Here is a 19,640-nt window from a genome sequence, read left to right as displayed (position 1 = left end):
TTCTTTAAACAAAAAAGCGATCAACCATCAGTATCCGGGTTTCACCCCTTACAACTGATCGTTGATCGCTGATATACTTTTTAGCTGATAGCTAAAGGCGTTTTACCGAAGGATGGTAATGTTACCTTGCTGGATGAGTTCCTGTCCGGCAGGACAACGAACGCGCAGCCAGTAGCCATAGACGTCAGGCTCAAGGTCATCCCCTTCCGTTGTACCATCCCAGCTTTCGAAGATATCGTCGCTGGAGTAGACTTCCTGTCCCCAGCGATCATAGATGATGAAGCGGAACTCCGTCAGCTGATCTGCAAAGTTAGAGCGTACACGCATCTCATCGTTCATGCCGTCACCGTTTGGTGTAAAGGCATTAGGGATGTAGATGTTATCCGTATCACAGAGGGGATCTTCTACGCGAACTTCGATCATCACGATCTCCGTACAACCGTTCTGGCTTACTTCAACGTCGTAAATCAGGTCGCCAGCTTCATCGGGTGTTGCCGTTACGGTACTACCGTTACCGGTAATAGTACCGTTAGGAGGCATCCAGTCATAGCCACAGTCATCACAACCCTGCACGGTCAGTTCCGTATCGGAGCCCAGGATGATAACAGATGGGTCAGCAGATCCCGTAAGGTTACCCAGGTCGGTAACGGTTACGTCCACTTCACGCATCGTTGTACAACCCGTAGCGGGGTCGGTGATGGTTACGGTAATCACCTCAGAATCCGTTCCGGTGAATACCGGATTGCTGGGATCAGAAGCGTCTACGGAGCCAGCCGGCTCGTAGCTGTAAGTCAGGTCTCCGGAAGGCTCTACCTCACCGAAGATGCTTGGTGTTTCACCAGCACATGCCGCGATGTTTGGCAGAGGTAGATTCGAAGTAATATCAGAAACCGTTACCGTTACGGGCGTAGTCTGCTGACATCCCGTATTGGGGTCAACGGCCTGTCCGTAGATCGTGTACGTCTGTCCGGGCTCAGCGGCATCAATAGTAAAGGTGCCACCCGTACCAATTTCATTCATCAGTTCAGCATCGCTGTACCAGGTGATGTTTACATCGTCGTTAACGGAAGAGCCACCAACGGTAACCATTGTTGGTTCACAAACGGCAGTATCAGCAGGAGACACCATAAAATCAATCTCCGGAGCGACATCCACCTGAATCGTTTGTGAGGAAGAACAGCCCGTTAGGGGGTCGGTAATGGTTACCATTACTGAACCATCTTCTGTAAAGGTTCCAACCGGGTTAGCAGGATCCGTCAGGTCAAGATTCTCCGATGGCTCCCAAACATATTCGTAGCCGTCCACCCGATCTCCACCCGTAATGGTGAATTCATCATCGTAACAAGGCAGAATAACCGGAGGGTATTCATTGGGTGTGAACGGAGTTGCCGTCACCGTTACGGTGATCATGGTATCACAACCAAACTGATTGGTGACGGTGACCATCAGGTCAACGGAACCTTCTGCAGGTGAAGTGATATCAACCGATTCGCCATCCAGTGGGCCGGAAATGATATCGTTTGCTTCCCACATATAGGTAAGGACATCATTGGGGTCATTATTAACTACCAATACCGAAGTATCAGTAGCAGAGCAGAAGTTAAGGCCATCAGCGCCTACGTCTACTCCTGCATCAACCTGGTTGTTGACCAGAATGATAGTATCTCTTTCAATACAACCAAATGAGTTAACTGCCGTAACGACAACCGTATCCCGGCCGTCAGGGCTCAACGTAATCATTCCACCGGTACCGATCACGTTTCCGTCAAGGTCTGTGTAGGTAACCGTAACGTCGTCATTAGTCATCAGGTCAACATCAAGATCGATACTGCCACCACAGGTATTTACCGAAGGAAGTACTACTTCGTTGCCACCGGCGTCACCGTCGCTGGCGTCACCGTCTCCGTCATCACCGGCCGCACCGCCGTTTCCGTTAGCATTTCCGTCGTTTACGGGACCGTTAGGACCGTTGACAACAAGACCGATGCTGTCAGCAATGACAACTGTAATCATATCTACATTAGAGCAGTTAAGGTCTGCAGCAGTAGAAGTAACCGTTACGCTGTAGGTTCCTGCCACACCCGTTACCGGATTTGGTTCATTGGGATCAAAATCAGGCGATGGAGACCAGGTATAGGTCTGACCAGATACAGCACCGGGGTTTAGTTCAGTAGTGGCCCCCGGGCAAATGGTAACCTCATCCTGAAGGTTTACAATTGAAAGGTCAACCGTGAAAGTGGTGTCAAAGGTAGACGTACAATTGTCAGAAGAAGTTACGCTAAGGCTCGCCGTAACGGTACCTGACTGACTAACCGTCACGGAAGGATTTGCGTCCATGCTTTCCGTTTGGTCAGCCCCCGTAAAGGTCCATGCATAAGTTAATGGAGTACCAGTAGCATTAATGGAGTTATCCGTGAAATTGATCGTTGCCGTACCGTTATCACAGTCTCCGAGTGCAACACCTGCGGCTGCATCAACGAGCGTCTCTGAAGTGGTGACCTCCTGAGTGAAGGAGGCAACACAGTCCTGATTATAGATCAGGTCCAAAGTAACCGTAAAGGTTCCAACGCTACCATACACATGAGTAGGACTGGTCTCATTACTGGTGTTACCATCTCCGAAATCATAGACGTAGCCGAAAGGTACTGTACTGGTATTGGTGAAGCTAACGGTCCTGCCGTCACAATCCACCATTGGAGTAAAGCTTAGTGCACCATCGTCATTGATGAGAATTACTCTGACTTCCTCAGTAGTCGTACAGTTATATTGGTTGGTAACCTCTACGCTTGTCAGATAATCACCAGGCCCTCCGATGAAAGTAGGAGTTGCGCTGTTAATTGTTTCAGGATCGAAAAGCTCCGCCGGAGACCATACATAGGTAAGTACGTCATTTGCGTCCAGGTTTTGCACAGCGATATTTACACCTTCGCTCGTACAGTTCAGTACGGTGTCAGGTAAAGAAATATCTACCGGGCCTCCTGATACCGTAAATGTGATCGTGTCCGTACAACCAGCAGCATCAGTAGCCACCAGTACGTAATCGGATTCTCCGCTAACGGGTACGTCGAACGATGTTCCGGTGCCAATTTGAACACCGGTTGGATCAAACAGAACAACCGTTGCAGGTATTTGCGTAGTCGCGGTCAGTGTAGTAGTGGCGTCACAGATTGGTCCACCTCCCAACACTTCCAGTCCGATGTCAGGCGCAACCGTAACGGTGATCGTTTCTGTTGACTGACAGGAGAGACCGTCGACGGTTTCATTAGTAATCGTGGCGGTATATACCGTTGTAACTTCAGGATTAAAGGTTGGTTGGCTCGAGTTAACGTCATCGATACCAATGTTAGGGCTCCACTCGTAAGAGTAGTCCGTACGGCCTGCTACCGGCAGTTGAACATCATCACCAAAGCAAATGGAGAGTTCTTCCGGGAACTGGTTATTATCAAAGTCCAGTACTTCAATAGAGTAGCACGTTTCTCCGGAGCAGCCTTCAGAGTCCGTTACATCTACGCAGTACTCTCCGGTCATAGTTGCCGGAACGGTGCCGGTTGTTAACCCGTCGACACCCGGACCAGACCAGACGAAGCTCAATTCGCCTACAGCAAAAGGATCATCTGCCACAAGCATTGAGGTGTCCCCCATACAAATTACCTGCGGGCCGGAGATGAAAGCCGATACCACTGGAATTCTAATGGGCGTAAAGGTTTCCATACTGGCAAACCACCAGGTGTTCAAGGTGCTTTTATCGCCATAGCCTTCCGTGAAACTGTCAAAGAAGTTGCTACAATCACGGCCGTCAGGTTGATCACCAAGACTGAAGTTGTTCCAGGCGCGGGGAGTTTCTGAGCGCAGACTACCCGTCCGGTTATCTTTGGGAATGCCGTCAATACCGGGGTCAAGAGCAATGTCACGGTCATCCCAGTAGAGCTCAACGGGTACACCAACACTTCCACAGTTAGGGCGTACCGTCTGAACGGTAAAACCGTTTTTCATAAACTCGACATCGTAAGCGGAATAATGCTGAACACCCTGGGTGTAAGTGATAATTACACCTACGGTATCCGTGTAATCAGCCCGTGTTCCGTCACCTCTCAAACCATTCCAGGGAATGCATTGGGTAAGTTGAGCCGGGTCGCTAAAATCTGCTACAATAACCCTGTCCTGGCTAAGAGCACCAGTATCAAGGATACCATTCTCGTTAAAATCCAGTAGGATATCAATCTGCCCTGGCTTGGTTACTTCTACCGTTAAGCAGTAGGGAAAATCCTGAGCCTGATCACAGCGGAAGGATTCACCAACCTGAGCGATAACACCACAATTCTGAATATCACTAGGGAATAAGCTCTCATCAGGTTCGGTCAAGAAAATAAGGTGTTCTGCAGCGGTAAGAGTAGAATCCGCACCGTCAACAGAACGACGATCAAGAGCCAGGCTTCCAGCATTACTGGGGCCACGAGAGTTGAAAGCTACGCTGAAAGAAAGGCCCTGAAAGCCGGAATCAGCAAAGTCAACCTCGGAAACAAACCCTTCAGCAGTATAGCTAAAGAATGAGCCGTTGAATTGCCGGTCGAATTCACATTCGTCCGTTTCACCCGTTACTTGTGGCGTACGGAAGCCCCAGGATTTAGAGTAAAGTCGACCATTCTGCTCTGCACCACCGCGTACAACGGCGAAATCCCAATAAGCGATGTTGACTTTAGAATCTCTGTCATTAGAAAATTCTTCAAATTCGATCGCGTAAGTACCTCCAACCGTTGGCTGAAAGACGAACATAGGATCTGTGGTTGGGTATAGGGGGAACTCAGCATTTGCGAAGCCGTCCAGGTTAGCATTGTCATTTCCTACAGTGAAAGGGCCGTGTACCACATTGGTAGTACCATCGTCATTCACCTGTACAATTCTGAAGTTGTAGCGAGAGAAATTCAGGTTAGTGAAAGGCTCACCCTGCCGGCTGAATTCTGCGGACAGACCAAGAAACAGCGTTTCTTCCGGCCCCGTCATTTCAACAATGAGGCGAGCATTAGGGTCACCGTCATAGGCGGCAAAGTCGCCAGCAGTTTCAAGCATTACCGGAGCAGAAGCTGCGTTTGGAGCAACGTCCTTAATTCCCTCCGCCTGCAGCGTGGATACAGTAAATAATGCTAGCAGTGGTAACAACCAACCACAGGCAAAGCGCGACATGCGAATTTTGATAGATAGTTTCACGATTACGTTCTTTAAAAGCACAAAGCCAGTGAGAGGTTACTTTTTCTTAGTTGGAGTCGCTTTTACAAGCGATACCCGACGTTCAATGGAAGCACGAGGGCTGTAAACAGATTCGCGCGGACGATCAATACGGGAGTAAATCTTGTCGAGATTAGCAGTCGTTTCTCCTAAAGCAGATTCCACAAACTCTAATTTTCCGCTATCCAGGTATTTTGCGAGTACACCTCCCTTGTAATGGCGGAAGAATAAATCCAAAGACATATTTCTTCTTGCACTAAGCCTGCGGTTGTACTCCGTTGGAGCCCTTGGGCTTGCGGTGCCTTGAAGAGCAATTGAATAGGAGCGACCATTCTGCATGTGCTGAATGAGGGCATCGGAGAATCTTGTAAGCTGCTTCCAGCCTGCTTTCACCTCTTGGGTGAAGAACTGAGAGATGTCTCCTCCAATCAGGAAGGCTTCTTCCTTCTCCATACCTCTGACAGCTTCTTCCTTAAACTCGCCTTCCTTAGCGATGTAAGGGAAGTAAGTTTCATCGTAACGAAGTTTCGTGGTGGAACGATAAGCATCCGGATCGGGATGATCATTATCGAAGTACACTTCAAATGGCAGGAACTTATCAATATCATCACTGAACAGCGGCACGGTATAAACGAGCTTACCGCCACCATCAATCAGATCCTGGCGAGTGAAACGTAGCGTATCTCTTCGAGGGAAGTAACCGTCACGGCTGGTTTCAAGAATGAAGTCCTGATCCAGGTTAACCGTATAGTAGAAGTCATTCCCATCAGGGTTGGTGTCTTCACCAACTACAGTACCATCAATTTTGGTAAGGCGGATGGATGCGTTGTCGAGGGGTTCATCGGTTCTGCCATCGATTACGTAGATCTCCAACTCCTGACCGAGGTAAAGATCACGACGAATGGTTCCGCCCTGATCTGCACTTGCCTCACGTAGGTCTACATCCGTAGTTGCTTTACCAAATTCGGCTTTAGCACCAATTACGTGGTAACGCTTGCCAATTTCCAGGTCAAAGTGAGCGTCATTACCCGTAGGGTTAGTAATCTCTTTCACCAGGGTCATCGAACCATCATCAGCTACTTCAAATAGCTGAACCGTCGCTCCGGGAAGCTCCGATTCATCTACGTTGTTGAACGTAAACACATCGAGCTTGATGATCGGGTTGAGGTACATTCTGCGTTCAATGAACGCCAGATCCTTGAGTTCCGGGCTAGCCAGGTCAAATTCGTCAAGGTCTTCCGTAAAACCGTCACGGGTAGCCTTCAGGCTGTATTCTCCTCCTGGCTCCACCAGGAAGTTGAATTCGTTATCTTCCAGATTAGTGATTTCCTGAACTAGTTCAGGCCCACTTGGCGTTTCCTGATAAAGAGCGACAGTAACGCCTTCCAGTTCTTTCTGGTTAAGCTTATTGAAAGTCAGGACTTGAAGATCAATCCGGGGATCTGGAGTAAACTCGTAAATGTCATAACAACACACATCCCGGTTGTCACTATAGTAGGTAGCTTCTTCTACTGGTTTACGAGAAGAAACATAAGCCATGTCCGGATCATCGAACCGGGTATAGTAAGCATCATCGGCAGCGGAGTTAACCGGTGCGCCCAGATTAATAGGATTGCGGAAACGACCATCAATAAGGTAAGACTTGAAGATATCAAGCCCGCCAAAAGTATAGCGGCCATCACTGGCAAAGTATAAGGTTTGCCGTGGTCCGTACCAGAAAGGACTTACGTCGTTCTCAGAGGTATTAACCTTTTCTACATTCTCTACTGTACCAAGTGTGCCGTCTGAAGACACCTTAACCCGGTAAATATCCATACCTCCCTGGCCGCCCGGGCGATCAGAGGAGAAGAAGAGGTACTCCGAGCCAGAAGTAGCGTCAAAGCCAACATTAGGCTGAGTAGTTGTGTACCCTGCCTGATTAATATCAAGCTTCCGTGGGTTGGTCCAGTTGCCATCAGCTCCCACTTCTGCAACAAAGAGATCACAGATCAACTCATCGTAATTGCGGAAATCACACACGCTGTAGTAGACCCTGTTCATTGCTTTGTTGAAAGCAGAAAACGCTACATTTTTATTTGGGATATTGATGCTTTCGGGGAGTGCTTCCGCAGTGTTCTCTCCGGTCTGCTTCATAATTCGGCTTAATCTCCGCTGTGGGGTAAGAGAATCCGCCTTATACTCAAAGTTGTTGGAAGAGAAGTAACGCGTTCCTTTTGGACCACGCACGTACATCACATCAGAGTCCGGTGTATTGATGCCTTCAGGCATATGGCGGAACTGAATATCTGCAGCATTGGCCATTGCATCAATAGCCCAGTCAGCATCATTGATTTGGGCCAAAGCCGTTGACCGGTACTCTTCAGGTGCTCCAGGCTGTTCATCAAGGAACTGCTGAAAGCTGGAAGCAGCCTGATCGTACCTTCCCTGCCGAAAGGCGGATTGGGCAATGTAGTATTTGTGTAAGGTGTACTTGGTTACTTCAGGTTGATTTTGAAGCTTAACCATATACTTTTCGGCTTCTGCGTAGGCAGTTGCCCGGTAAGCAGCGACACCGGCCTTATAGTAAACCTCGGCAATCCGCTCGTCATAAGCGTTATCTTCGGCCCAGGATTCCTCGGCGGCAATAGCATACAAGCGAAAAGCATTATACTGGTCTCCGCGGGCAACGGATTGATCAGCAGCTTCAATATAGCCTTCAAAAGTTTGAGCTTGCGCCATTAGCCCGACAGAGGCCAGGACAATAATTGCAAGAATGTGCGTAAATCTGTGCATGAGTAATTGGGATTCCGTGGTGGATTAAATGAGTGGACAAACCTTAAATTCCGGTAGTGGCCGGACTTTACGGAGGATGTAGCGAACAGATAGTTCCATGCCACCACGGTTTTCGGTAGCGATATCAAATTGGCTGGTATTGAAGTCGTAGTTCAACCCAACCTTCCAGTTGTTGTAGGAGATTTCAAAGGTGGGCCAGAAGGCATCCTGAATCTTATCTCTCCTTAAGCCCATTCCAGCCATAACACTGATTTGGTTGCTTAAAGAGTTCTTTACCCAAACACGACCACCAAGCATTCCTACGAGTTCGTCGTAGAAAGAGCCTTGGTTTTGGTAAGTGAGGCCAGCAACGACATCAACAATGGGTAAAACCTGTAAGGTAGCAATAGCGTAGGGGCTAAGTCGACGCTCAATTGGTACGCTTACGTTATCGTAGAAGTTTTGGTCTGGTGCAAACAGGTGATGGAGCGCAACACCCAGGTCAAGCTTGGTCCGGCGGTTATTACGGTAAACCAGCTCATCGGTCTGCTTAGCCTGCAGGCGAAGGTTGATACCTAAGCCAAAATCGGGGAAAATCTGACCATCTGTGTCAAAATTCTCTCCTGAGCCAAGCCCCGGATCAAAAACGCCTCTTGCATCGTCAAATTGATTATCGTAGCGCAGGTTACCTTGATCAAACGAACGTTGGACCAGTGCTCCTTTTCCGCCAACGCTGACAATAACCTTCGGGCTAAAGACCTTAGTATAGGATAGGTTAAGGTCCAGGTTTGCCCAAGTCAGTTTACTGTCACCGGCACGGTCATAATTAAAGGCCAGGCCACCAGAGAAGAAGCCTTTACTATTAGACACCTTCAGAAATTTCTTGTCTACTGCAAGTGTTACGGTCTTGTAGTCTACCGGAACGTCAGTCCACTGCGACTTATAGTTACCCATCGCTCGGACATCTCCCCGAAAAATACCCGTTAAAGCCGGATTCAAATGCAGGGGAGCATTATAAAATTGAGAGTAATGGAAGTCTTGTGCAAACGCAAGAATGGGTAACAGCACAAGGGCCATTACCACCAGATGTCGGCGGGTGGAATACATAACCAGCTTTTCGATATTGAGAATAGACATTCGCATATTGGACATTTACAAGGCGTGTTAGTCACTTTTTGGACCGAAAAAAATAAACTTTTATTTAGACGAGTATTGAACCTCGTCATCCCATGTCACAATCCGAATACCAAGACAAATCTACAACGCTTTAAAGAAATTCACATAATAAACCGCTTCTTTTATTTTCACTACCGCTTCCTAATTCAATCGCTCTTTTTCGCACTGCACAAACAATATCAAAGACTTACGACCTATTTTAGCGCCACAATCGATGACAAGGTTGTTTTTTAGTTTGACAATTTTATAAGCACTCCCCCTCTATTACAACTCTTTTGGCCGGATCTGTAAGATCTTCCGCCTTCACTCCATCCCTCTGGTGGAGTATAATATCTGTGTGTCTTTCCATGCTGCTTTCATTTGACTGACTTGCTACCGAGTATAGCATTGTCATTTTTTGGGATCTAGCAAATGGATTGAATCGTGAAATATTTTCTTCTTCTTATTACCATCTTATCAGTTTCGGCAACCAGCCAGGCTGAGCGTTTTTACGTTAGCCCACAGGGTACTGTTGGGGCTGATGGTTCCAGTTGGTCTCAGGCAATGGACCTGCAGACCGCACTAAAGGCTGCTCAGGCATCCGATGAGGTTTGGGTTCAGCAAGGGACCTACATGCCAACCATTAATGGTGACCGGACAGCAACCTTCCTTCTGCCAGCGGGTATTCAGCTTTATGGTGGCTTTCTGGGCACAGAAACTCAGCTACACCAGCGCCAGGCTGAAATGAAATCGGTTCTTTCCGGTGATATCGGACAGAAAGGGTTACAAGGTGACAACGTATATACGGTAGTAAGTATGAGCTCTTCTGCGACGACATCAACAACGATGGATGGCTTCGTTATTGAAAACGGTTTTGGCAGAAGCTACACTGAAGGGTTCAGCAAGAAAAATGCGGGTGGTGGTTTGTTCATCCTGCCAGCAGTAGATGGCCTTAGCAATCACCGCATCTCTAATTGTATCTTTAAGCAGAACAGTGCTCATAACGGAGGAGCAGTTTACCTGGACTCAGGTCGTCCATCCTTTGTAGGATGCCTTTTCGTTAGTAACACTGCAGACTTCAACGGTGGCGCAGTCTTCAATCAGGGCAGTGGATCTGAGGCAAGCCCGATCTTTCGTGACTGTTTATTTGAAGACAACGCAAGTAATTCCGGAGCCGGCATGACAAATTACGGTATGAATGGCGCTTCCAGCCCGCTGGTACTCGACTGCCAGTTCGTCAACAATGTATCTGTGCTAAACGGTGCTGCCATCTTTAACATGGCCAACGACAACGGTGATTGCTCTCCAGTAGTAGAAAACTGCTTCTTCGAGGGTAATGCTTCTATCCTAGGAAATGATGTTTCTGACCTGGGTGTTTCCCGCAGCATTGCTTCTGAAGCTCGTACAAATGGTGGCGGCGTTCTTCGTCCTAACGCTGCTACTAAGCGCTAGAAGAAACCAACCCAGCAACATCACTTCTCTTGCACGGGATTGATGATGAAAAAGCTACTGCATTTTTCCAGCTTAGTAACCAGGTTAACAGACTGCCCCCCCTTTGCACCTGCGCTCCGGCGCCCCTCCTTTACTCATAGTGGTGTGGCCCCTACCCTCCTCTTCTTGGCAGGACATCTGCCACGGGAATTTTGATGGTAACGCTTGTTCCTGCGGCCGTACCATCCGGATGCTTCAGATCATCAACTACAACTCTGTTTTCCGGATCATTGGTCAATAGTTCGAGGCGAGACTGCGTTATGCTCGTTCCCCGTGATTGATGAAACGGACGCGTCGGGTCATTAGCCTGCATTTCAGCGACTCGCTCCCGGCCAATACCATCATCGGAAACTACGGCAATGATGCTGTTGTCATCCCCTTCAATTGCTTTAAAGGATACTTTAATGTGTCCTTTGGGCCTGGTCCGAAGTCCATGTTCGATCGCATTTTCTACGTAAGGTTGTAAAATCATGGTTGGAACTCCGATGATATCCTCTTCAAGATCATCCTCGATTTTCACCGAATAAGAGAGCTGCCCGGCAAACCTGAGGTGACAGTTAATCTCCAGATAATCCGTCAGAAACTCGACCTCATCCTCCAGGGTGATGTACTCCCGATTGGTGTATTCCAGGCTTCTGCGCATCAGCATTGCAAACTTAGCCAGATACTTTGAGGCAGTGCTTGCTTCATTGGTAGTGATAAATGACTGGATGCTGTTAAGGGCATTGTAGAGAAAGTGAGGGTTCATTTGGGCCCGCAGTGCCCGCAGCTGCAACTGACTTGCCCTGAGTTGAAGGCTTTCTCTTTCCTTTTCCCAACGAGCGGCCTCAAACTTAGTGGCAAACTCTTCTGTCCGTTTATTTCGCTGAAGGAAATTGTAGATGTCCAGGTAGTGATCGTAGTTAAGCTGGTGGTTGTAGGCCATTTCAAAATCACCAATCTGCTCGTGGTTGCTGGCCAGCATTTGGTAAATCTCCACCGTATGCCCCATCATCTCAAGGTTAGACACATTGGCCTCGGGGTCCATGTCATCCAGCGTTTGCAAAAGCTTTTCAATGGAAGCCTCAAAGTCTTTTTTGTCAAAGGAGAGTTGGGCCCTGGCAATTTCGATTGAAACGATCTTCTGGCGATCAGGGGTCGGCTCTGCCAGATACAGCTCCTCTGCAGTGTCCAGATAAGGGGTAACCTTCTCTGCGGGCTCATTCGTAAAATAAAAGCACATGCCCAGATTTAAGTAAGCCGCGGCAAGAGCTAATCGACTTCCGTTAGCCTTGGTATCGATAATGGACTGAACATTAGAGATGGCCTCTTCATACTTTTCCATTCCAACCAATGCCGTCGACAAGTTGAGTCGGTGCCATGGCAATCTGGCTTTAAGGCCTTTCTGTTCACAGCGTTCAATGGCCCGCTGGAAGGCTGCAGCTGCACTTTCAAGAGTTTCGGACTGAATTTGCAATGTGCCTAAACCACTCTGAACGAGGGTATAGAAATAGTGGTCCTTCAAATCGAGTTCATCCTCCAGAGAAGAGAACAGCCTTTCCGCCTCTAATAAGATGGGAGTTGCTTCCGGGTAGCTAAACGAGTTAAGATATAAGTAGCCCTGACGAACCAGCGCCCTTGAACGAAGACGCTCACTTGAATAGGACTCTAATAATCTGCTGGCACGGTCGAAGTAATCCCGGGCAATATCCAGTTTACCGGAATCAACCAGAACGCCTACATAATCGAGGTAAACTTCAATTTTATCAGCAATGTCTCCTCCATGATCTACTCGTGCAACGGCTTCCTGCAAAAGCGGTAGAGCCTTTTGGCTTTCGTATTCCTGCGCTTCAAGATTAGCGAGGTGTAGAAAATAAGAGAAGGAAAGTCTTCCAGGCGACACTTCGTTCGCTGTATCCAGTAGGATTTGGAGTAGTTCACGAGCCCTGACCGGCTTTACGTAAACGTACTGCCTGATAAGTAATTCGAGATAATGTTGCCGATCTGCCGGGTTGGTAGCCTCCGCAAGTTTTTCTTCAAGGTAAGGGAGCTCGGTAAACGAGCCTCGATGGGTTGGCATGTTGATATAGATCCTTTCCGTGATGCGGTGAAAGGACGAAAGTACGTAAGAACAATGAGTTTACTGCGGCATAATACCGTTATAAACACGACGAAGCCAGCTACCACGGCGTTTACCACCAGTAACCTGATCCATGCTTTTACGGTCCAAAATCTTATCTTTTTGGTCCCGCTTTAGCTCTTCAATAGTTTTTTTCCCATTCTGTGACATAGAGAAATTCTTAAAGTACACGTTTAGAGATGACCGCTAACCGAACGGGGAACGCCGGTTGGCCTGTATTCAATACCGATCCAAAAATACACTTTTTTTCGGAACTACCTATAAAACGTCTTGCAACATTCTTAGTTGCGTCATGAAAGCGGGCCGTCTTCTGCGGCTCACCTCAATTTTTTCGTCATCATCCATGATTAGGTACCCTCCGTCACCTTTTACAAATTTTTTCATATAATTCATGTTGATCACGTGGCGTTTATGAACTCTGTAGAAGTTAAAAGGCGTCAACATGTCCTCATAAGCCTTTATCGTTTTTGAGGCTGTAATACGATGTCCGCCTTCCAGAAAAATATGTGTATAATTATCTTCTGCTTCGAAGCGCATAATGTTGCGAATCTTCACAAAATGAATGCCATCAAGAGCAGCGATGGACATCTTCTCGAAAGAATTCGGATGGCTGGTGTACTGCTGCATGATCTGCAAGCGCTCTTCCGTACGCCCTTGCCTTTTAGGTCGAACCCTGGAAACGGCCTCTACGAGTTTATCCGGATCGATGGGTTTCAGAATGTAGCCGATACTGGAATATTCGCAGGCCTTCATGGCGAACTGATCGTAAGCGGTGACAAAAATCACATCAAAATCGATGTTCTCCAATTGGTTGAGCAACTGAAACACTTTGCCGTCTTGCAGATTGATATCCAGGAAGGCGATATCCGGCTTAATGTCTTCTTGCTGAAATAGTTTCAGCCCACTCTCTACGCCATCTGCCTCACCAATAACTTCGACATCTTCACAGTGCTCAGCCAGCAGGTGTTTCAGGTTAATCAGACCATTGCGTTCATCTTCAATGATTACGGCATTCAATAACATATTTTATTCTTTTTCTTAGCAGGCAACTTACCAATCTTTGGGGAGTCATGCAGCCAACTATACTATTTATGTAACCTTCTCAAGCTCAACCAGAGTGCTTAGCAGCGATTTGCCGGCTAAAAAAGGTAAAGCAATAACACCTGTTTAGCGCACTGGAATTAATAACAAATGTACAATTTTTATATGACTGCTCTGTAGGATTCCCCTAGTCCGTCCCGGGAAATCGTAAGCTAAAACCCGGGCGCTCAACGCGCAGCAGCCCTGAAGAGCTTGCGTAAGGCCAGAACACATTCTGAAAATGTACTGATGAAAGTCAGCGGGGATCTTCAATATCAAGATGATCACCGCCTATCTGCAATACCATTGAGCAGGATCGAACTGATGCCCTAAGCATATTTACTTACATTTGAGCCTCATTTCCAGTTAAGATTATGGCCAACCGCCAGACGCGTGATCGTATACACGAAATTATTTTCGAAGCAGACACCCCTACGGGAAAGCGTTTCGACATTGGATTGATGATTCTCATCGTCTTCTCCGTCATTGTAGTTATGCTGGAGAGTTCAGAAGAGTGGGAATCCAGGTATAGTGGCCTCTTTTACGTTTTAGAATGGATCTTCACGATCGTTTTCACGATTGAATACATACTAAGACTGACGGTGACCATTCGGCCATTGAAGTATGCCTTGAGTTTTTATGGTATCATTGACCTCATTGCCATTCTCCCCTCTTACCTAAGTTTCTTTCTGGTAGGGACACAGTATTTCGTCATTATCCGCATCCTGCGATTGTTGCGGGTATTTCGAGTCTTTAAGTTGGGTCAGTTCTTAACGGAGGGAGACCAACTCCGCCGGGCGATGATTGCCAGCAGAAATAAGATCACCGTTTTTCTCTTTGCGGTAACCTTGCTGGTCGTCTTGATTGGCTCGGTAATGTATCTTATTGAGGGGGGGCAAAACGATGGATTCAGCTCCATCCCCAGAGCCGTCTACTGGGCGATCGTGACCCTGACTACAGTAGGTTATGGAGACATCACACCACAAACGGACGTTGGCCAGTTTCTTTCCGCTGTTGTCATGATTCTTGGCTACGCCATTATCGCAGTACCTACCGGAATTGTCAGTAGTGAAATGTTTGAGCAGGCAGCAATGGCGCGGAAAACGAATACCCAGGTTTGCCGCTACTGTGCTAAAGAAGGCCACGACGATGACGCTACTTACTGTAAGTATTGTGGTGGCCGACTAAATGAAGAGCACTAAAGTCGATCCTTCCGGGCCCGAACCTCTGTTGGCTACCCTCCGTTAGAATGGAAAAATCCAAGGTAGTGGCCCGAAAAAACGTGTTTCAAAAAATCTTCGCATTCAGTAAAGAACTGATTAATAATTACCTGGAAGACGACGCCTTTAACCTGGGGGCTGCGCTGGCCTATTATACTGTTTTCAGTTTTGCTCCGATGTTGGTAGTAGCAACTACCATCGCCAGCTATTTCCTTGGCCCGGAGGCCATCTCCGGTCAGCTTGACAACGAGCTGTCCGGATTATTAGGCGAAGATGCTGCGGCATCGCTTCAGCAAATTGTCGGTAACGCTTACAATTCAGGAGAAACCTTTTGGGCAACACTGATCAGCACCGGCACCTTAATTTTTGCGGCAACGGGGGTTTTCAGTAATTTAAAAATCAGCCTGAACAAAATTTGGGCCATTAAGCCCACACCCGCCAGCGGCATCCTCTCCTTTATTTCCACCCGCCTGCTCAGTTTTGGCTTTGTTGTCGGGCTGGGCTTCCTTCTCATGACCTCTCTGTTACTGAACGCATTGGTTATCGGTTTTATGGATCAAATTGCAGCCTTCCTTCCGGCCATTGGCCCACTAATGCTGGCGGTAACCAGCTGGATACTAACAACTCTCGTAACGGCGCTCATCTTCGCATTACTCTTCCGCTACCTTCCGGATGCAAAAGCAAGTTGGCGGGATATCTGGGCGGGGGCCATCTTCACGGCCTTGTTGTTCGGCATCGGTCGATTCCTGATTGGTTTCTATATCGGAAACAGTGATTTCAGCAGTACCTACGAGTCCGCCGGCGCCCTGATCACCCTCTTGGTATGGACCTATTATAACAGCCAGATATTGTTCCTTGGCGCAGAGTTTACGGCCGTATGGGCCAAATGGAGAGGCAACCCCATTATTCCGGACGATCACGCGGTTAAAGTAAAAACTGAAATAGTAGAAGTTGCAGCCACCGCTTCCTCAACCATAGAGTAAAGCACTGATTCAGAAACTGCTTTCGGCCGTAAAAGCTACCTCCTCGCGGCTATACGGGTGAATAAACTCAATGTGTTCTGCATGGAGACAGAGACGCTCATCCGGCTGCCCGTACAGGTCGTCTCCGACGATAGGAATATTAAGCCCAAGCGGATGAGCGGCGTGTACCCGTAGTTGATGCGTTCGGCCGGTAACCGGCCAGAAGTGGATACGCGTACGGCCGGCTTCCCGACCAATCACTTTCCAAATCGTACGCGAAGTCTTTCCGTGTTCATAGCAAACGATCTGTCGGGGCCGGTCCTCAATATCTCCGCGTAAGGGAAGATCAATTATTCCTTCTTCGCCGTCAACGATTCCCTCCAGCAAAGCGACATAGCGCTTTTTCACCGAACGCTTGAAAAACTGGTGCTGCAAAACCTTGTGGGTCTCCTTTGTTTTGGTGAGCAAAAGAAGCCCGCTCGTACTCATATCTAACCGGTGGACAATAAGCGGACCAGTAGCCTCCGGGTATTGCTGCTTGATACGCAGCCAAACAGAGTCTTCTATCTGGCGACCGGGCACCGAGAGGAACTCGTGTGGTTTGTTGACAATAATCAGGTGATCGTCTTCAAAAACAATGGGCAGTTCCTTGCCGGCGGCCGGGTTCGTCAGCAATGGATTAGGATCAACCTTCAAGCCGCCCAGCATATGCCCCAGGATGGGTTCGCACTTACCACGGCAGGCAGGGTAAAAATGGCCATGCTTCCTGATCTCGGAGCGAGGAGACTGTCCCCACCAAAACTCTGCCATACAGACGGGTCGGAGCCGGTGCAGGTAAGCAAACTGCATAAGTTTGGGCGCAGCACACTCCCCCGCCCCGGCGGGCGGGGTTTTGAAAATGGTCTCTGCGAAAATATCCGTCAGGTCACGGGTCTCACCCCTGGCATCCAGAAAACGGTATTCCGCAAAAATGCGATGCTGCAAGTCGTTAGACATGGCCTTGCGCGCCTCTCTGAGTTGATCAATTTCATCCGTAAACACGGCGAGTTCTTCCCGAGCCATGCGCAAACGCTTTTCCCAGGAACGCGACAAATCTTTGAGGTCATAGTGCCGGCCAACGCTCTGATGAGCCAACTCTTTTTCCAGCTGAGCGAATGCTTCCGCAGACATCGATTCTTTCCCTTCCTGACGCTGCCGTTTCCGGTCAGTTTTGGCCGCTTTCAGGGCCGCTTTTTCAGCTATGATTTCTTCTGCCGACTGCTGCTCCAGCCTGGCCAGATTAGCAAACGCTGCTGCCAACTCATCAGACTTTTCAAGTTTCTCAATCCGGTCGTTAATGGCGTTTACCTCCCGTTCGCCGCGCTTATAGAAACCATCCGTTTTCAATACGTCATAAACGGGCGGAACAAAGCCCGGAAGATGATTAGAGTCGGCTAATTTCCCCGAAAAAGCGGCCAGATAGCCCAGTTCGCCGTTCTCGTTTTCCACCACTAAAACGCCAAACATTTTTCCTTTTGCCCCTACCCCCGCAGCTTCATCGTGGCCGAAGTCATGTGTCCAATCGGTCTGATTACGGAGATGTTGCTGCAAATCTGCCACGGCCTCCCGGGCCAGCGGATGAGGTTGATAGTGAAAGGGAAAAGTGAAACGAGCGGGCATATCGCCGACGTTCGGGGAAGAAAGTGAATGAAAATATGCAGAAATTGTTGTTGACATCGGGAGCGCGAAGATCGGGAAAAAACATGGAAGAGACTTAGGCGATAACGCAGGCTATGGTCCCGACTTTAGTAGGGCTGCTTCATCCAGGATTCTGCCAGAACAAAAATGTCTTCCGGCCGTAAACTCTCAAGGGTTGACACGCCCCGTGCCCCAGCTGACTTACTGAGTTTCTCTCCCCCCGGCTTACTCACCAGAGGGTGGTGAAGAAATGCAATACGGTCAAATAGACTCCCATACCCCAAAAGATCCGACAGTACCGCCTGTGCGGCCGTGCTCGCCAGCAGGTCCTCTCCTCTCCCTACCCGATTAACGTTAAATAAGACATCGTCTGCCACACAGGCCGTCTGGTAGCTGGGCTTACCGTCTTTTTTCCTGACGGCGAAGTCCGGCATCTCCTGGTGCAGATCAACGGTGAATGACTTGGGTTGTACCAGGTCCGGGACGAAGACACTTGCCAACTCCCGGGTATTGATTCGCCAGGCGACGCCTTCGGCGTCCAGGGATATCTTTCCGGAAAGACAACCGTAGGCATGGTCTCCCTGTGCCAGTTCTTTACGGGAACAAGGACAGGCGAACAGCAAGGGGTGCCCCCGCAGGCTAAGAAGAGCCTCTTCATAATCCTTCAGGCGGAATTGCTGGCTCCAGCGGGCGTGAAAATCTTCCGGAGAGCCCGGGCCATCCGTTACGGTAATGCCCAACCAATCAATGACGCGAAAAATATCAACGAGGTACTCCTCCCGGAAGCGGCCCCGGTCGAGGTCATCGATACGCAGGTAGAGCCGGCCGGCGGAGCCGGCCAGCCGGGCGTTGAGCGCAAAGTTAGCAGCATTACCCTGGTGCAGGAATCCTGATGGTGTAGGCGCCAGACGACTGATGACCGGAGCATCTTGCATAGATAGTGAGTTCAGCGTGGTGGGCTAGCAAACATAAGACTTTCGGTCGCATTCAACCTTTTATCCGCTTACAGGCCCCGCAGGAACTGCCTCCCGACCGTTCCGTAAGTCATTTCGCATTCAGGGAACGAAAGCAGTCCCCTTTAACGTTATAGAGGAACCCGGTTCATCCTCCAAAACTATCCTATGCTTCGCGGCTATTTTTCCTTGCTCTTTTTCACCCTCCTCTGCACCTGCGTCAGCGCCCAAACGCAGCCCGCCAATACCTACGGCTACGGGGCAGCCCGCAGCGAAACGGCAGTCTTAGGAATTTCGGATGCGATCGCTATTGATCAGCAGATGTTCTATATCCCGGGCGTGGGCAGTCCTTCGCGGGAAGAACTGCTGCGACAAAATATTAAGAGTTACATGATGCCCATCCGGCAGTCCCCCAGTCCGGGGATGGAATGGGCCTACGCGCTGGCCGGAGCGGTGGAATACTACCAGAATCTGAACAACAACTTCAAGGACAACCTGAGCCCTGACTACATCACGCTAAGCCTTGCCTACCAGGGGAATGCGCCAACCATAAATGACGGGCTTAAACTGCTCGTTAAACAAGGGACGGTTTCGGCCGCCATTGTCCCCTACGGCAGCCCGGTAATTCCTAATGCTGTTTATTCCGTCCCCAAGTATTCCATTGCCAATTTCGGCTTCCTCTTCCAGCCCGAAACCCGGGCACGAAATCGCGTTTTTGAAACGCGAAAAGCCCTCAGCCGGGGCAACCCCGTTATTGTTGAGCTGGAAACCGATGCGAGTTTCATCAACCTGCGCTCTGGCAGCTACACCACTGCTCAACCGGGAGGAGAAGCACATTACCTGACCGTAGTGGGCTACGACAGCGAAACAGAAACCTTCGAATTAAGGGGTGTTTATGGCCGGCTTTGGGCTAATGCCGGATACGTTAGCATCAGTTATGACGACTTTGGCCGACTGGCCAGAACGGGATACGTGCTTTTCCCTAATCCGTCAAAATAACCAGGCTAAA

General features: G+C 48.9%; 11 protein-coding genes. 4 read left to right on the top strand and 7 right to left on the bottom strand.

The features are described from left to right. Positions 1 to 102 precede the first annotated feature (102 nt). The 3 genes from BM123_RS05535 to BM123_RS05525 are packed head-to-tail and all read right to left on the bottom strand — an operon-like array spanning position 103 to position 9,111. Complete coding sequence (locus BM123_RS05535; RefSeq protein WP_139211775.1) at positions 103 to 5,205, bottom strand: T9SS type B sorting domain-containing protein; 5,103 nt, start codon at positions 5,203 to 5,205, stop codon at positions 103 to 105. Positions 5,206 to 5,241: 36 nt separating this feature from the next. Then, positions 5,242 to 7,995 (bottom strand): tol-pal system YbgF family protein, encoded by a 2,754-nt coding sequence (locus BM123_RS05530; RefSeq protein ID WP_090166124.1) that lies wholly within the window; start codon positions 7,993 to 7,995, stop codon positions 5,242 to 5,244. Positions 7,996 to 8,019: 24 nt separating this feature from the next. Then, entirely contained in the window at positions 8,020 to 9,111 is a 1,092-nt protein-coding gene (locus BM123_RS05525; protein WP_175489261.1) for a PorP/SprF family type IX secretion system membrane protein, read from the bottom strand. A gap of 462 nt (positions 9,112 to 9,573) precedes the next feature. Between BM123_RS05525 and BM123_RS05520 the strand changes: the two genes are divergently transcribed. Then, entirely contained in the window at positions 9,574 to 10,581 is a 1,008-nt protein-coding gene (locus tag BM123_RS05520; protein WP_090166120.1) for a hypothetical protein, read from the top strand. Positions 10,582 to 10,732: 151 nt separating this feature from the next. Here the strand turns inward: BM123_RS05520 and BM123_RS05515 are convergent, their stop codons facing one another. Then, complete coding sequence (locus BM123_RS05515) at positions 10,733 to 12,679, bottom strand: tetratricopeptide repeat-containing sensor histidine kinase (protein ID WP_090166118.1); 1,947 nt, start codon at positions 12,677 to 12,679, stop codon at positions 10,733 to 10,735. Between the two features lie 318 nt (positions 12,680 to 12,997). Next, positions 12,998 to 13,762, bottom strand: coding sequence for a LytR/AlgR family response regulator transcription factor (locus BM123_RS05510; RefSeq protein WP_090166117.1), 765 nt, complete (start codon positions 13,760 to 13,762; stop codon positions 12,998 to 13,000). Positions 13,763 to 14,193: 431 nt separating this feature from the next. Here BM123_RS05510 and BM123_RS05505 point away from each other — a divergent pair, with 431 nt between their 5' ends. Both BM123_RS05505 and BM123_RS05500 read left to right on the top strand, forming a co-directional pair. Beyond that, positions 14,194 to 15,021 carry an ion transporter gene (locus tag BM123_RS05505; protein ID WP_090166115.1) on the top strand — a complete coding sequence of 276 codons (828 nt, stop codon included), beginning with the start codon at positions 14,194 to 14,196 and terminating at the stop codon, positions 15,019 to 15,021. Positions 15,022 to 15,068: 47 nt separating this feature from the next. Further along, positions 15,069 to 16,022: a YihY/virulence factor BrkB family protein gene (locus BM123_RS05500; protein WP_090166113.1), complete on the top strand. Its 954-nt coding sequence runs from the start codon at positions 15,069 to 15,071 to the stop codon at positions 16,020 to 16,022. Between the two features lie 9 nt (positions 16,023 to 16,031). On the opposite strand, the gene BM123_RS05495 is transcribed toward BM123_RS05500, so the two are convergent. After that, positions 16,032 to 17,660, bottom strand: a complete 1,629-nt coding sequence (locus BM123_RS05495; RefSeq protein WP_245748436.1) for an RluA family pseudouridine synthase — start codon at positions 17,658 to 17,660, stop codon at positions 16,032 to 16,034. Between the two features lie 125 nt (positions 17,661 to 17,785). Then, positions 17,786 to 18,613 (bottom strand): glutamate--tRNA ligase family protein, encoded by an 828-nt coding sequence (locus BM123_RS05490; RefSeq protein ID WP_090166109.1) that lies wholly within the window; start codon positions 18,611 to 18,613, stop codon positions 17,786 to 17,788. Between the two features lie 186 nt (positions 18,614 to 18,799). Here BM123_RS05490 and BM123_RS05485 point away from each other — a divergent pair, with 186 nt between their 5' ends. Then, positions 18,800 to 19,630, top strand: coding sequence for a C1 family peptidase (locus BM123_RS05485; RefSeq protein WP_090166107.1), 831 nt, complete (start codon positions 18,800 to 18,802; stop codon positions 19,628 to 19,630). Positions 19,631 to 19,640 lie beyond the last annotated feature (10 nt).

This window comes from Neolewinella agarilytica, assembly GCF_900110645.1.
GTDB classification, from domain to species: domain Bacteria; phylum Bacteroidota; class Bacteroidia; order Chitinophagales; family Saprospiraceae; genus Neolewinella; species Neolewinella agarilytica.
Note: the sequence above shows the minus strand (reverse complement) of the source record. Positions and strands in the feature narration are given on the sequence as shown.

Excerpts from the sequence above, each read along its gene's own strand:
- BM123_RS05510 (WP_090166117.1), bottom strand. The coding sequence starts at position 13,762 with ATGTTATTGAATGCCGTAATCATTGAAGATGAACGCAATGGTCTGATT.
- BM123_RS05515 (WP_090166118.1), bottom strand. The coding sequence starts at position 12,679 with ATGCCAACCCATCGAGGCTCGTTTACCGAGCTCCCTTACCTTGAAGAA.
- BM123_RS05495 (WP_245748436.1), bottom strand. The coding sequence starts at position 17,660 with ATGCCCGCTCGTTTCACTTTTCCCTTTCACTATCAACCTCATCCGCTG.
- BM123_RS05490 (WP_090166109.1), bottom strand. The coding sequence starts at position 18,613 with ATGCAAGATGCTCCGGTCATCAGTCGTCTGGCGCCTACACCATCAGGA.
- BM123_RS05500 (WP_090166113.1), top strand. The coding sequence starts at position 15,069 with ATGGAAAAATCCAAGGTAGTGGCCCGAAAAAACGTGTTTCAAAAAATC.
- BM123_RS05530 (WP_090166124.1), bottom strand. The coding sequence starts at position 7,995 with ATGCACAGATTTACGCACATTCTTGCAATTATTGTCCTGGCCTCTGTC.
- BM123_RS05525 (WP_175489261.1), bottom strand. The coding sequence starts at position 9,111 with ATGTCTATTCTCAATATCGAAAAGCTGGTTATGTATTCCACCCGCCGA.
- BM123_RS05505 (WP_090166115.1), top strand. The coding sequence starts at position 14,194 with ATGGCCAACCGCCAGACGCGTGATCGTATACACGAAATTATTTTCGAA.
- BM123_RS05485 (WP_090166107.1), top strand. The coding sequence starts at position 18,800 with ATGCTTCGCGGCTATTTTTCCTTGCTCTTTTTCACCCTCCTCTGCACC.